This is a genomic window from Candidatus Diapherotrites archaeon (assembly GCA_030688545.1).
Classification (GTDB): Archaea; Iainarchaeota; Iainarchaeia; order Iainarchaeales; family VGJJ01; genus VGJJ01.
This window is the reverse complement of sequence record JAUYHT010000002.1, coordinates 208075-220519: the sequence shown is the minus strand read 5'-3', so window position 1 is coordinate 220519 and position 12445 is coordinate 208075. Positions and strand designations below refer to the sequence as shown.

At 50.1% G+C, this 12445-nt stretch carries 16 protein-coding genes; 6 read left to right on the top strand and 10 right to left on the bottom strand.

Annotated features, from left to right (window positions below; genetic code table 11):
• Positions 1-79 precede the first annotated feature (79 nt).
• On the bottom strand, positions 80-1390 hold the full coding sequence (locus Q8P05_01730) for an ATP-binding protein (GenBank protein MDP2666204.1): 1311 nt from the start codon (positions 1388-1390) through the stop codon (positions 80-82).
• Between the two features lie 98 nt (positions 1391-1488).
• Between Q8P05_01730 and Q8P05_01725 the strand changes: the two genes are divergently transcribed.
• Complete coding sequence (locus Q8P05_01725) at positions 1489-2049, top strand: winged helix-turn-helix domain-containing protein (GenBank protein ID MDP2666203.1); 561 nt, start codon at positions 1489-1491, stop codon at positions 2047-2049.
• A 43-nt stretch (positions 2050-2092) separates the two neighbouring features.
• Entirely contained in the window at positions 2093-2566 is a 474-nt protein-coding gene (locus Q8P05_01720) for a hypothetical protein (GenBank protein ID MDP2666202.1), read from the top strand.
• A gap of 238 nt (positions 2567-2804) precedes the next feature.
• Here Q8P05_01720 and Q8P05_01715 read toward each other — a convergent pair whose 3' ends face one another.
• The gene (locus Q8P05_01715) at positions 2805-3284 is read right to left on the bottom strand and encodes a hypothetical protein (GenBank protein MDP2666201.1); all 480 of its coding nucleotides are present in this window, start codon (positions 3282-3284) and stop codon (positions 2805-2807) included.
• A gap of 35 nt (positions 3285-3319) precedes the next feature.
• Between Q8P05_01715 and Q8P05_01710 the strand changes: the two genes are divergently transcribed.
• From Q8P05_01710 to Q8P05_01700, 3 genes are read left to right on the top strand one after another with little or no spacing between them, the layout of a single operon-like run.
• Complete coding sequence (locus Q8P05_01710) at positions 3320-3565, top strand: hypothetical protein (protein ID MDP2666200.1); 246 nt, start codon at positions 3320-3322, stop codon at positions 3563-3565.
• A complete protein-coding gene (locus Q8P05_01705) occupies positions 3565-3768 on the top strand; it encodes a hypothetical protein (GenBank protein MDP2666199.1) in 204 nt (67 codons plus the stop codon). The genes Q8P05_01710 and Q8P05_01705 overlap by 1 nt, the downstream gene beginning before the upstream one ends.
• Complete coding sequence (locus Q8P05_01700; GenBank protein ID MDP2666198.1) at positions 3756-4094, top strand: hypothetical protein; 339 nt, start codon at positions 3756-3758, stop codon at positions 4092-4094. The genes Q8P05_01705 and Q8P05_01700 overlap by 13 nt, the downstream gene beginning before the upstream one ends.
• A gap of 112 nt (positions 4095-4206) precedes the next feature.
• Here the strand turns inward: Q8P05_01700 and Q8P05_01695 are convergent, their stop codons facing one another.
• The 3 genes from Q8P05_01695 to Q8P05_01685 all read right to left on the bottom strand — a co-directional run bounded on the left by Q8P05_01695 (position 4207) and on the right by Q8P05_01685 (position 6778).
• Positions 4207-5064, bottom strand: coding sequence for a hypothetical protein (locus tag Q8P05_01695; protein MDP2666197.1), 858 nt, complete (start codon positions 5062-5064; stop codon positions 4207-4209).
• Between the two features lie 110 nt (positions 5065-5174).
• On the bottom strand, positions 5175-5867 hold the full coding sequence (locus Q8P05_01690; protein ID MDP2666196.1) for a hypothetical protein: 693 nt from the start codon (positions 5865-5867) through the stop codon (positions 5175-5177).
• Entirely contained in the window at positions 5864-6778 is a 915-nt protein-coding gene (locus Q8P05_01685) for a hypothetical protein (protein ID MDP2666195.1), read from the bottom strand. The genes Q8P05_01690 and Q8P05_01685 overlap by 4 nt, the downstream gene beginning before the upstream one ends.
• A 54-nt stretch (positions 6779-6832) precedes the next feature.
• On the opposite strand from Q8P05_01685, the gene Q8P05_01680 reads away from it, so the two are divergent.
• Positions 6833-7003: a preprotein translocase subunit Sec61beta gene (locus Q8P05_01680; protein ID MDP2666194.1), complete on the top strand. Its 171-nt coding sequence runs from the start codon at positions 6833-6835 to the stop codon at positions 7001-7003.
• A 109-nt stretch (positions 7004-7112) separates the two neighbouring features.
• On the opposite strand, the gene Q8P05_01675 is transcribed toward Q8P05_01680, so the two are convergent.
• The 5 genes from Q8P05_01675 to ileS all read right to left on the bottom strand — a co-directional run bounded on the left by Q8P05_01675 (position 7113) and on the right by ileS (position 12171).
• Positions 7113-7355, bottom strand: a complete 243-nt coding sequence (locus tag Q8P05_01675) for a hypothetical protein (GenBank protein ID MDP2666193.1) — start codon at positions 7353-7355, stop codon at positions 7113-7115.
• Positions 7356-7424: 69 nt separating this feature from the next.
• Positions 7425-7847: a type II toxin-antitoxin system VapC family toxin gene (locus tag Q8P05_01670; protein ID MDP2666192.1), complete on the bottom strand. Its 423-nt coding sequence runs from the start codon at positions 7845-7847 to the stop codon at positions 7425-7427.
• Entirely contained in the window at positions 7847-8074 is a 228-nt protein-coding gene (locus Q8P05_01665; protein MDP2666191.1) for a hypothetical protein, read from the bottom strand. The genes Q8P05_01670 and Q8P05_01665 overlap by 1 nt, the downstream gene beginning before the upstream one ends.
• A 242-nt stretch (positions 8075-8316) precedes the next feature.
• Positions 8317-9312, bottom strand: coding sequence for a deoxyhypusine synthase family protein (locus Q8P05_01660; GenBank protein ID MDP2666190.1), 996 nt, complete (start codon positions 9310-9312; stop codon positions 8317-8319).
• A gap of 9 nt (positions 9313-9321) precedes the next feature.
• Positions 9322-12171 (bottom strand): isoleucine--tRNA ligase, encoded by a 2850-nt coding sequence (gene ileS / locus Q8P05_01655; GenBank protein ID MDP2666189.1) that lies wholly within the window; start codon positions 12169-12171, stop codon positions 9322-9324.
• Between the last annotated feature and the right edge of the window lie 274 nt (positions 12172-12445).

Below are 12445 nucleotides of genomic sequence, written 5' to 3'. Positions count from 1 at the left end.
CGTGTTGGGCGAGCGATCACGCGAGCCGGATGATGTTCATGCGCACCATGGATACCCTGGCCTTTAGGTCGGGGGGAAGTCATTTCGTGAATGCGCTCGCCGTCGTTCCCCCATCCCAGGTCAGGCGGGGGCGGATCTTCACGGTGTAGATGGTTTCAGCGTTGTCGTCGAGGATGAGGGCGAATCCCCTTCCTCGGGGCATGGTGCCATACAATTTATCGAAATCCCCGTGCATGTAGGATGGTCTCAGTTGCGACACTGCGAGGATATCTTCTTGTGAGGTCATGCGGTGGGAGATGAATAGGTCGCATTGCGAGATGGCATCGGGGTGGAGTTTGTTGGGACGTTGCGTGGCTAAAACCAAACTTAATCCGGGCTGGCGTCCCACGCGCACCCATTCTAATAACACATTCGTGGCGATGTTATCTTCATCCTTGGGCATGAACATGTGTGCTTCATCGATCATCAGCCAGACGATGGGCATCGCGCTCTGCCGGCCCATCCCCTTCATGAGTCGGATTTCTTCTTCCTTGCGGTAGAGCATGCGTTCTTCGAAGAGCTTTTTTCCCAGAAGCGCGACGATAATATCCTTTGTCCCCTCCATCCCGATGGCTTGGCGGTACGCGGAGACATCGATGATGGTGATGGTTCCGGGTTGGGCGATGTCAGCGAGGCGCGTGCCTTCTTTTTCAAGCAACCCCCACTCTTTGGTCATCCCGAGCCGGTTTTTCAGGGCGTGTTTGGTTAAGTTTTCAGTGTCAGAATCTATTTCGATGGCGTGGAAGATATCCTCCATCCCGAAGCGCGTGCCCAGTTTTTCTTTCAAGGTATCGAGCACGCGTCCTAATAGGATGGCTTCAGGATCGCGCCACGAATATTTGAACATGGCCATCCATTCCGTGATGTCCAATTCGCTTACGCGCAGGGTGAAGGCGTCATCCACTGGAATATCTTTTTCGCGGTAGAAAGGGAGTTTTCCTTTGGGCACCAGTACGCGTACGGGGATAGCGTCGGGCGACAATCCCCACTCTTTCAACTCCTTGGCTTCCGGGTGATTAGGAATTTTGAGGGTCCAGAATATTCCCACCATGTCCACGGCGATCACCGCGGTGCGCTGGCGAATAGAAGGAGTCAAGCGGGAGAATTCTTCAAGGAGGACGGCTAAAGAATAGGATTTTCCCTCGCCCCTCTTGCCGCAGATCAGCACCACATGGGGTTTGGCCACATCCATTAATACCTTTCTCCCCAACACGGGGTTTTCCCCGGAGGACATGACCATCTTGCCGATGTAGGCCGTTCCATCCTCGCCATATAGTTTCACATCGGCGTCCGAGCGGCCGATAATGGTGTCTTTCCCGGCGAAGGCGGTTTCGAAGGTGGGGGTGGGCATGGTTTCCTTTCCAGGTTGCGCTATTTAAAACCGGGCGTGGTCAGGTTTTTCCCTGGGTTTTCGAGCGGCATTTTAAGGCGTCGGTCCACGTTTATTGTATGAGTACCTCCGAGATCACATTGGATAAGGATGTCTTCAAGGCCCTCGCGGGGGACACGCGTATTTCTGTATTGAAAGCCTTACTCCTGCGCCGGAAGACCCAGAGTGAATTGGCCAAAGAAATAGGGGTGGCCGCCCCGACGATTAAGGAGCACGTGGATATCCTCGCGCGCGCGGGGTTGGTACGAGAAATGGATGATGGGCACAAATGGAAGTATATTGAATTAACCGTGAAAGGGAAGGCCCTTCTCCAACCGGCGGATAAGCGTATTCTTGTGTTGTTGGGCTCCTCTATTGTTGGGGTGATGGGGGCAGCCTATTTGTTGTCTCAGCGCTTTTTACCTTGGGTCAACGGCCCGGGAGCCAACGAGGGTTTTTCGTCAATGGCCACCACCGCTAATGACACCCTGATGCCAGCGGCCCCCGAGGTAGCCCGGAATGTTTCCCAGTTAGGGATGGAATGGTTCTCCACCGGCATGCTCTTTGAAAGTTTGGTTTTAGGGATTTCCCTTATCCTATTCGGCGTGGCCATTGGGATGTGGATCAAGCACACGTTTTAGGGGAAAACGGATCCTTTTTATTGGGGGGATTCATATTTTTCTCATGCCATCCGACAAGCCCTTGAAACAGAGGGAGGAGGTGTTGAAATCCCTCCTCAAGAAGATCGACCAGGACATTGATTCATTCACCCGCGTCGCGGAGAAATTGCATGCCAAGCACGAGAAATTGCTGGATACGGTGATGGATGCGGGTCTTGAACCCATTCCCGTGAAATTTTCAGCGGCCAAAACCGAAGACGCGTTGCAGGAAGTGGAATCCCATATCCTTGAATTGAACAAGCTCAAGAATCTCATTTCAATGAAACTAAAGCGCATTCTTCAGGAGGAGGATTTGTTGGATCATCTGCAAAACCATTTCGGGAAAGAGGTTTCCTTCAAACGCACCAAGAAAGGGGCCATCGAATTGGAGGTTAAGGACCCTGAGGCCGATGCCGCCATGGCCATGATGCAAGTGTCCAAGAAGCGCGTGGACGATTTGCGCAACCAGATTCATGAGTTGGGCGATCTCAACGAATGATTATTGGGTAAAAAAATCCATTTTTTTAATATAACAAACTTGTTCCATGTTTGAAAATAACTATTTTAGTTTGGCCAAATTAGAAACGAAGAGAAGCATGGGTGGGGGGCGGTTTCCCGCCCCCCGGGTTGGTTGGTAGGCAAAGGGTTGGTCGTTCTGGAAAGGGGGAATCGGAGCGCGAATGTCCATCTTGGGTTGGGAGTTGGGAGGGAATGCGCGCCCCGATTGGTTTTGAGTGTCACGTGCTTCGCAGCAGGAACACCACCTTCTTTCCGGATTGAACCTTATTCAAGTGTCCATTCTTCACCAGCCCGTTCAGGCGTTGCGACGCGGCATTGGTGTTCTTGTAACCTAATGCGTCCTTCACGAGCTGGGCATCGATGTGTTTCTTTTCCTCCACGAGCGCCATGATTTTTTGATCGGCTTCGGGGAGAATGGAAACAGTATGGGAGGCGAGGGATGGGAGGATAGTTGGGGATAGGGAGGGACTTGTTTTCTGGGCGAAGGCCAGTTGGTCGTATTTATCATAAATGTCTTGGAGCAGTTGATTGGTCCTCTGGCGCTCTTGGGCAAGTTTGAAGAGGAGGACGGCGAGCAAAGCCGGGTCCTTGGAGGCCTGGGCGACTTCTCTAATATCCGCCGTCAAGTCGGCGAACTCGGGAGAAACCCGTTGTATCAGGGCCTGGGCCGAGAATAATGGATCGTCATGGCTGGTCATGAACCATCATGACATCATCATGACTATAAAAGGCTATGGGAAATGAAGCTTGGCACAATCAGGGGTTAAAACCTTGGATTCTGAACCCCCTTTTTGGGCAAACTGGCTTCCTGCACATTAAGGGGTTTCATGGTCTCCCAGAGGGTTGCGGCGGCTTTAAAGATGTCGTTCTCGCCCCAAATGGCTGGAATCGTAGTTTTCTGAATTGGCCTTACGATTTATATAATGTAATCAATGTAATGATTATAACGATTATAAAAAATAGTATTGGAGGGAAATGATGGGTAGCACAATGGCCGTTTCAGACGAAGTAAAAGAAGAAATAAAGAGCTTCGGCGTGAAGGGAGAGACTTACGACGCTATTCTCCGAAGGCTGGTTGAGATAGCCAAAGAAAAACAATTACAAATGCTTCTGATGGATGAATCAAACACGGATTCTGTCGCCAATGCATTGGAGAGGGCGAAAGCCAAATGGCAAAAGTAATCATTACACATGCGTTGGAAGAAAAAATCAACAAAGTCTTCCAAAAAAAGTCCGTGGAAATATTTTCTTTATTGTTGACGCTGGAGGAAAATCCTCAAAAAGGGAAACCTCTTGGAACGGTTGGAAATATTGTTATAAAGGAAATAAAATACGAAAATTTCAGATTCTACTTCATCACTGATCAGTTTAGGTTGAAATTTCTATCTTCAAAGGAACTAAATGATTTGTTGATCAAATTCGTACGAATGTCCGGTAAGAAGGATCAGCAAAAGACGATTGATGAAATCAAACATGTTCTCAGAAATTTTGGGAGTGAAGGGTTTTGAGACCAGCATGGTCTCCCAATCCGGCCACTGACCCATTCACCTCTTGGGCCCATCCCATCGTCGTCAATAATACCAGTACCAGCGCCATCAAAAGAGCTTTCCTTATTGGTCATCAACGCAGGTATTTAATCGTATTTTCAAGTATGCCCGCAGTGATGCCGGGATTGTAATTGAAATAGATGACCTTTCCTCCGCCGAGCTGAGCGTGTTCGACGATGGCCGGGAAATTCTGTCCCGTGCGGGCGTCTTCAATGTACGCTATCTCGTTTCCGGTGACCCCGATGTCATAGGTTTCCAGGAGCAAGTAGCCCGCTTCGGCTTCCGCGGGCACGCGTTCGATGCCCAGCATGATGGGATGTTTGAAGTCCTGCCGCCAGATAACCCCCACCACGGCGATGGGTCGTTTGCAGGTGGGTTGTCCATCCAATATGATGTCGCAGTTCACCGGCACGATATTCCCAAAGTTGGCCTTCCAACCTAAGATGTCTAATGCCCCCGGGCGCTGAATCCCTGAATTTTGGATGATGATGAGTTTTCCTCCGGTTTTCACATAGTCTTGGAGCGCATCCCCAAGTTGTCGGGGAATCTCTTTTGAGAGTTGCCCGGATTGATCCATGATCACGATGTCGAATTGCGCCAATTGGTTGCTGGGGTCCCGCGCGAAGGCTTCCGCCACTCTAACAATTGGATTGCCCACCAAGTCTTTATTGGCATTGAGCACGGCCATCAGTTCAGGTGATGGGGCGCCTACAATGAGCACGCGGGCAGTGGCATTAGGGGAAATGAAACCCACCACCGGTCCCAGGATGGGAGTAGATGAATCAACCACTCCCAATCGGGCGAGGAGGAGGAATCCGATGATGACGATAAGGATGATGGGGATCAAGGCTTCCAGATTGAAATGCAGTTTGGAGCTGAAAGAACCCCCGTCCAGTGGGGGCAATTCCGCGCCCTCGTCCTCGTAAGCCATGCGTGTTTCCTCCTCACTATAGATATTTTCCCCAATAACCCAGATGGGTGTCCTGGCAGGTAAAGACGTTAACTCCTTTATAAACAATTGGGTGGGGGGTGGGAAATAGGTCATCTCCCTCGTGATCCACGCCGCATCCTTTTGGGTCGTCTGGATGAAGAATTGTCCTGAAACTTAGGATCAGAACGACGAAAATGAACAGGAACGAGGGATGGTTTTAGTACCGGTTTTCTGGGAATTTTTTCCATCAATTTGCGTAATTGCTCCTTAGCCCACTTCTTAACCGGTTCCGGTGCTTTAGGAGGCTCGATGTATCCCCGCCACCACCAGGGATTATATCCCAATCTTCCGAGCAGGGATTTCTGAAAGAGATAGCGGAAATATTCCATTCGCGAATTTTTGACGAAAACAAGGTTTCCTTTCATATCCACATAATAGATGGGGTGGGTTTCCTTGATGCGGCTGGCCTGAATCCATCCTTCCGGATAAAAGCGTTCGAAGGGGGGCATGATGATGGGTTGATCCAGGGGTAGTTCGGAATAAAATCGTTGGATAATTTGTGCTATAAATGGATTAGCAGATAACACAAACGCGATAGATATAGCTAATTTGGCTGGATAATTTTTAGGATCACCCCCAGCATAAAAGGGTGATATAAGAATTGGTCCTGAGACACGTGCCGCGCGAATTTCATTAATTTCTCCATTTTCTATTCTAAATGAAGGGTTCAGGTGCCGTCGAAGGATAACCACTTTGGAATTTCGTTTTAACCGATTGTTGAACCGTTCCACTTGGGGGCTCATCGCAGCATCCCCACGTACAAGTTCTCGAGGAGCAGCTTATAGGTCATGGGGGGAGCGCCATAGTACTCCGGGGGCACGGCGTAGTAGACTATTTTCTCCCCCACTCCAGAAGTGATGATGAGCGGGAATACGCGCCCTAATTCCTTTCCTCCGGTGTCCCGAACAAGGGTTTGCGTGTCCACGCTCAAAACGATGGTGCTGCCTATTCCCAGTTCCCGCACGAGCGAAAAATCCCCGTACAGGTTCAGGTTATTGGCAATCCCAAATATGAGGGGGTGGTCGGCTCCGGTTTCGGGAACGAGCAACCCCACTTGTTGTTCGATGGCACACTCCCTTACTTCACACCAATTCCCCTGGTAGGCGGCTGAAATGTATTGGTCAAATCGGATGGGGGTATTGGTTTCACTATCCTTCCTAGCCCAGGGCGTTAAAATCTCGTGCCCGGCATTCTCATCCAAATCATCAGCGTACAGGAACTGGTCTTCATTCGTCAGTCCCGTTCCCGCGTCCCCCGTCCAAATGAGCCTTCCTCCCGCGTCCGCGTATTCCATGAAGGCCTTTAATTTTTCCGTGGGCATGGTTCGCGCGCGGGTGACAATTACCAAATCGAATTCTTTCAGGTTTCCGGCGGAAACGAAATCCAATTGTTGCCGAGAGAGGTTGCTCGCGTGCGCCCCATTAGGATCGCGCAGTTGCTGGGCCAGCCAATCCGGATTGCCTAATCCATCGTCCCCGAAAACGATGAGCGTTTTGGGGGAGCCCTTGATCCCATAATACACGTCGCACCACCCCGGGATGTCGCGGCAGGAGAGGAACCCCGACCACGTGATTAAACCCAGGATGACCAGTACCAGAACGAGCGCCACCCCGACATGATATATGTCACGGAGAATGGGGCGCATGGGAGGCATACGAGGACACAATCCCCCTGCTCATTTATATGGGTGATGCGTCCCACCTTTAGTATGGTCAAGTTCACCCAAACCGCGCCCCAGGGACAAGGTCCTTCCTCCAGCATTGGAATTCAGCGCTTCTTCGACACTGATGAGGGCGGTCCCGTCCTCACGCCCCCCATGGTTATCGGGGCCGCGATCGTGGTAATCATCCTCATGCTTGTACTGCACGGGCTCGCCTAACCTATTCCAAATCATTCGCCCATAATCTGTTTCAAACAAAAAATATCTTGTTCCCCGAAACAAAAGGATTCTTTTTCGATTGGGTTTTGATTCAAACTCTTGAGTTGAATTATTTCTTCTTTTCCTTCCGCCCGAAATCCTTTTCGCCCGCAGAAGTGGGCCGGCGCATGGTTTTTTTCGATTTCCGCGTGGCCTCGATTTCCCGCTCCGTTTGGTCGGGATTCATATAGCCTTCCATGAATCCCGCTTCAGCCGGTTTCAATTCGTCCTCTTCCATCTCCTCGGCGATCTGGTCCTCGTCGTAGATGTCTTCCGTGTCCTCGACTTCATCGCTGGATTGCTTGTCAGTCATCCTATGATTAGTCATTTTGGGGTTAATAAAATGGTTTCTTTTGGTCCAATTTTTTTTTTGGAAAAGAAATTAATATTCAGTTGGCGCCGGAACACCTCCCATCTCTTGAATAAATTGTTTGGGTGTCCGGTATTCTGGGAAGGGTAAATAGTCCCGGTCCCAGGAGACTAGACGGGGTATCGAATATTGTTTCACAACGGCCAAATTCTCCAAATCCTTCTCCTTGATCTGGCCACGCCACTGGATCATCGTTTCCTCAATGGCATACCGGGGAATAACCGAACAATGGCGTCGGATGAGGCGGGCCGTTTCCGTTGCAATAGATGGATTGGCTGTTCGCCGGAGCACGATGTCAATCTCGCGTAATACCAATTCAGAAACAATCGCTTCAATCGCATGCATTCCTATGAGTTCCATTATCTTGCTGGAGTTCGATTCAGGGAAATGGATGGCATAGACAAATGGATTGGTGTCGATGAACGCGATAACCATTATTTATCGAGATTACTCAGGGCGTCCTGGATCTCTTTAATACTACGCTTATTTTTTTGGGCGGCCTGCTGCAATTTCATCCACTCGGCAGTGAAATTTTCCTTCCACTGGAGCTGCATAATGCCTGCGCGGATGGCTTCCGTCTTGGTCTTATAGATGCCTTTCTCCAGGAGATCGTGCAGGACCTTCTCGGGTTTCCCATCCAAGCGGATCAGTATTTTTTCCATATATCATTATGTTATCATTATGATATTTAATGGTTTCCTTTTCCAAAAGAAGAAAGGATTATGAACCTCCTTTTTCTCGAAGAGAGAACTATCTGCTATTCAGCCTTTTGCCAAAAAGTTGACCAAATTTTTAGTAGACTATTTTCACCATTTTTTTCGCCGGCCTTTTTCCTAAAAAGTCGTTTTTTGATGAAACTTTTTTCTAAAAAGTTTCTTTTGATGAAACTTTTTTCTAAAAAGTTTCAGAGGTAGAACCCCGTCATGAGCAGGGGAAACCCGATCGTGGCCTCGCATTCGATGTGGGCGCTGTGGCGGCGTTCCTTGAGCTTGTTCCATGAGATGGCTTCCTGGGGATGGGCACCGCTGAGCGATCCATCGTAGGGGGTGCCGGTTCCCATATACACCGCATAATCCAATCCGTCCCGCAGGATGGCGGCCCCGATGAGGTGGTGCTTGGCAATCCCTCCCCCCAGGATGACGCCGCAGGTCTTGTCGGCTGCGAGTATTTGGTCGTAAAATACTTTCAGCGTGGCCGTTTGGTCGATGATCAGGCGTTCCTCCGGCTTTTTGTTTTGATTGAAAAAATACCAGTGGTCCCCCATCGCCCCATCCACGAATCCGGGGACAATTATTGGGACGCCCCGTTTGGCGGCCCAATACAATATGGAGTGCTCATCCTTTAATTTCTGGCCCATGCGTAAAATGTATTCGTGCGCGGGCCAGATCTTCTTTTCCTTGTACAGGGTTTGCATGAATTCGTTGTGCCAGGATTCGAACTGCACGTAATGCGCATCCGGCACGTAGATGTTGCCGATGCGGTTGAGCTTATTGGCCTTCACCTCTTCATCCGAGACATCGAATTCCCCTAAACGGAATGCATTGAATGTTTTTATAACGTCCTCCTCAATCAATCCGGTGGTGGTGATGAGGCAGCTAATCTTCTTGTCCCGAATGAGTTGAGCAATAAGTTCTCGCAGGCCGGAGCTTCCCATGTTAGAGGTGCATGACAGGAATATCTCGCAGTGGTCCTCTCGGGCTTCCTTGATGATCTCCATTCCCTGCGTGAGGTGGGAGGCCTGGAATCCCATATGCTGGTAGTAGCCCACGAATTCCTTCACGCTCATCTGGGGGGAAAATTCAAATCCCCGGATCTCGCGGAGCTTGTTAGGATCAATGCTCTTCTGGGTCTGTTTGCGCTTGAAGGATGGGTTGGGGGTGGGGAGTATCTCTCGGGGCATAGATGGGTTTCACGTCCTTTTCTGGAGTTGTATGGTAAGGGGTTCCTCTTTGATGATGATATTGGTTTCCTGCAATGGATTAGTGGCCTTACTATAAGTGATGGTGCGGGCCCGCACCTTGGCTTTCACCTCCTCCGAATGAGGAGAAATCATTTTTTGGAATTGGGGAGAGGATTCCAGGAACACCTCCACTTCTTCCTGGGGCTGCATATTGGCCTTCTTCCTCAAATCCTGGATGGCCCGCATGAGTTCCCGCGCCGCGCCTTCCGCGAGGAGGGTGGGAGTGAGTGTGGTGTCCAGTTCCACCCGCACCCCGTCTTTTCCGGCCTCCGCGAAGGACACTTCCTTCACATGTAATTCATCCTTGAAAATGGATGACATAGCGTCGTTTAAAGTAATCCCATAGAGCGTGGCTTTTGACAAGGGCTGCCGAATCGGTATTTTATGGCGTTCCCTCTGGTCAAGGGCGAGGCGCACGGCTTCCCGGCAGGCGTCCATGTTCTGGAGGATGATTGGATCAATCATTTTTTCATCCGCGCGGGGCCAGTCTTCGAGGTGCACGCTTTCTTTCATCCCGGGATGCATTTTCTTGAGTGTTTGGAAAATTTCTTCCGCGAGGAAGGGAGTAATTGGGGCGAGCAGGTGACTCAATTGGTGGAGGACATAAGCCAAGGTACGAATGGCGTCCATTTTATCCTGGTCATTCGTTCCTTTGACGCGTTCCCGGCTCCGGCGGAGATACCACGTGGAAAGATCGCTGATGAAGCTGGATAAGGCCTGGCAGGGAGTAATAGTATCATATCCATCCAACCCTTCCGTCACGCGGGAAAGGGTCTGGTGGAGGCGCGCGATAATCCATTTGTCTAAAATGTGAGGGGAATGGGGGTTTTCCAATTTAGTTTTTTGAGCGGCATACATCCGATAGAAATCCAATGTGTTGGCCGCGGGCAGGATGACCTTTCGATACACTTCCTGCACTCCCTCATCCTTGAAATGGATATCTTGCGCTTGCGTCACGGGGGATTGCATCAGGTAAAAGCGCAAGGCATCTGCTCCATAGGTGTCAAAAATGGTGAAGGGGTCGGTGAAATTCTTTTTCGATTTGGACATCTTGCTTCCGTCGGAAGCCAATATGTTTCCACTCACCACGGCGTGTTTGAAGGGCGCGTGATCGAGGAGGAGTACCCCCAACACGTGCATATAATTGAACCACGCCCGTATTTGGGCCACGTACTCCGATACAAATTCCGCGGGGAAAAAGGTGGAAAGGTTTTCCTTGTTCTCGAATGGATAATGCCGCGCGGCATAGGGCATGGCCCCCGATTCGAACCAGCAGTCGAGGACTTCGGGAATCCGACTCATGTTTTTCCCGCAGACGCATAACAGGTGGATGGTGTCCACTACATGCTTGTGCAGATCAATGTCTTTGGGTAATGGTTCGATGGCATATTTTTCCAGTTCAGCGATGCTTCCTATAACCTTCATCTCCCCGCAGGATGAGCATTTCCATACGGGAATAGCGGTGGCCCAATACCTATTGCGGGAGATGTTCCAGTCGGGCATGGTTTCTACGATATACGAATATCGGGTTTTGGCAATTTCTTGTGGGTGCCATTGGATAGTTTCTGCTCGAGCCAGAATGCGTTCCTTGGATGCTTGGATGCGGACAAACCAGGAGTCCATGGGTCGGTAAAAAAGAGGGGTCTCACAGCGGTAGCAGAATGGATAGGTATGCGAATGGGGCTCCTGCTTGTACACCAATCCCCTTTCGGTTAATTCCTTCAGGATGAGGGGGTCGGCTTTCTTGAACCACAGCCCATGCCAATCGGCGTGGCCCCCGTGAAGGGTTCCATTTTCCTGTACATGCGTGAACAGGGGTAAGTCATATTTAGTAATGAGCTCGTAATCGAATTCCCCGTAGGAGGCGATGTGCACGATTCCTGTTCCCTCTTCGGCACTCACATTCTCCCCGCCATCCACCACATAATGCCCTTCTTTTTCCGAGTCGAGATGGTATAGTGGATTGTATTTTTTCCCCAGCAATTCCTTTCCCTTGAATTCGGCCATTTTTGTATAGTCCCCGGTGAGTACTTTCAGGAGCGCCTGGGCAAGAATGAGGGTGTCTTTTCCTTGTTGCACCTTCACATAGATCATTTCCGGGTTCACCGCGAGCGCCGCATTTCCTATTAATGTCCAGGGGGTCGTGGTCCACGCCAGGAGATAGATGTTTTCCTCCCCTTTCAGGGGAAACTTCACATACGCCGCGGGTTCCGTGATATTCTTGTAGGAATGGTCCATGGCGATCTCGGCCTTGGCTAATGGGGTTTGGCATCTTGGGCAATACATGAGTATTTTTTTTCCCTCGTAAATGTGACCTTTGTCATACAACTCCTTGAACACCCACCACACACTCTCCATGTAGGATGGATCCATTGTTTTGTAGGCGTTCTCGAAATCGATCCATTTTCCCATGCGTCTAACGGTTTTCCCCCATTCGTGCGCAAATTCCAACACTTGCTCCGCGCACGCGGCATTGAATGCCGTCACCCCCATTTCTTCGATCTGCTTCTTGTTTTTGATTCCTTTCAATTCCTCCACTTTTGTCTCGACGGGGAGTCCGTGACAATCCCACCCCCACTGGCGTTCCACCCGATACCCTTTCATGGTGAAATATCGCGGATAAAGGTCCTTGATGGTCAACCCCAAAATGTGCCCATGGTGCGGCAAGCCGGTGGCGAAAGGGGGGCCATCATAGAAGATGTAGGGCTTCTCGGGCGAGCGCTGCTTCACGCTCTTCTCGAAAATCTTCCCCTCCTCCCAGAAATCCAGCCACTTCTCCTCATTCTTAGGGCTATACATCACTAGAATGGGCTAGAGACTGTTTTTAAGGGTATGATGGGTAATCTAAATATGGTTGGAAATGATTCCTATCAAGGGCCTATTTACTCGAAAGCAGGGAGAAATGGTTTCATTATTTTTACTTCGATATTCCTTTTGGCGTTTACGGGTTTGGTGGTTGCCCAGGATTGTTGCGATTTACACCCCCCGCATTTTCATAAGAATCGAATGATTTGGATTATTACTCCCCCATCTTCTTTACCACCTGAACCCCCATACGGGCCTCCGGCTCCGC

Bases quoted from the DNA above. Each gene is read 5' to 3' on its own strand.
- Q8P05_01720 (MDP2666202.1), top strand. From the start codon at position 2,093: ATGCCATCCGACAAGCCCTTGAAACAGAGGGAGGAGGTGTTGAAATCC.
- Q8P05_01660 (MDP2666190.1), bottom strand. From the start codon at position 9,312: ATGCCCCGAGAGATACTCCCCACCCCCAACCCATCCTTCAAGCGCAAA.
- Q8P05_01710 (MDP2666200.1), top strand. From the start codon at position 3,320: ATGGGAAATGAAGCTTGGCACAATCAGGGGTTAAAACCTTGGATTCTG.
- Q8P05_01730 (MDP2666204.1), bottom strand. From the start codon at position 1,390: ATGCCCACCCCCACCTTCGAAACCGCCTTCGCCGGGAAAGACACCATT.
- Q8P05_01725 (MDP2666203.1), top strand. From the start codon at position 1,489: ATGAGTACCTCCGAGATCACATTGGATAAGGATGTCTTCAAGGCCCTC.
- Q8P05_01685 (MDP2666195.1), bottom strand. From the start codon at position 6,778: ATGCCTCCCATGCGCCCCATTCTCCGTGACATATATCATGTCGGGGTG.
- Q8P05_01695 (MDP2666197.1), bottom strand. From the start codon at position 5,064: ATGGCTTACGAGGACGAGGGCGCGGAATTGCCCCCACTGGACGGGGGT.
- Q8P05_01665 (MDP2666191.1), bottom strand. From the start codon at position 8,074: ATGGAAAAAATACTGATCCGCTTGGATGGGAAACCCGAGAAGGTCCTG.
- Q8P05_01715 (MDP2666201.1), bottom strand. From the start codon at position 3,284: ATGACCAGCCATGACGATCCATTATTCTCGGCCCAGGCCCTGATACAA.
- ileS (MDP2666189.1), bottom strand. From the start codon at position 12,171: ATGTATAGCCCTAAGAATGAGGAGAAGTGGCTGGATTTCTGGGAGGAG.
- Q8P05_01680 (MDP2666194.1), top strand. From the start codon at position 6,833: ATGGTCAAGTTCACCCAAACCGCGCCCCAGGGACAAGGTCCTTCCTCC.
- Q8P05_01690 (MDP2666196.1), bottom strand. From the start codon at position 5,867: ATGAGCCCCCAAGTGGAACGGTTCAACAATCGGTTAAAACGAAATTCC.
- Q8P05_01675 (MDP2666193.1), bottom strand. From the start codon at position 7,355: ATGACTGACAAGCAATCCAGCGATGAAGTCGAGGACACGGAAGACATC.
- Q8P05_01700 (MDP2666198.1), top strand. From the start codon at position 3,756: ATGGCAAAAGTAATCATTACACATGCGTTGGAAGAAAAAATCAACAAA.
- Q8P05_01705 (MDP2666199.1), top strand. From the start codon at position 3,565: ATGGGTAGCACAATGGCCGTTTCAGACGAAGTAAAAGAAGAAATAAAG.
- Q8P05_01670 (MDP2666192.1), bottom strand. From the start codon at position 7,847: ATGGTTATCGCGTTCATCGACACCAATCCATTTGTCTATGCCATCCAT.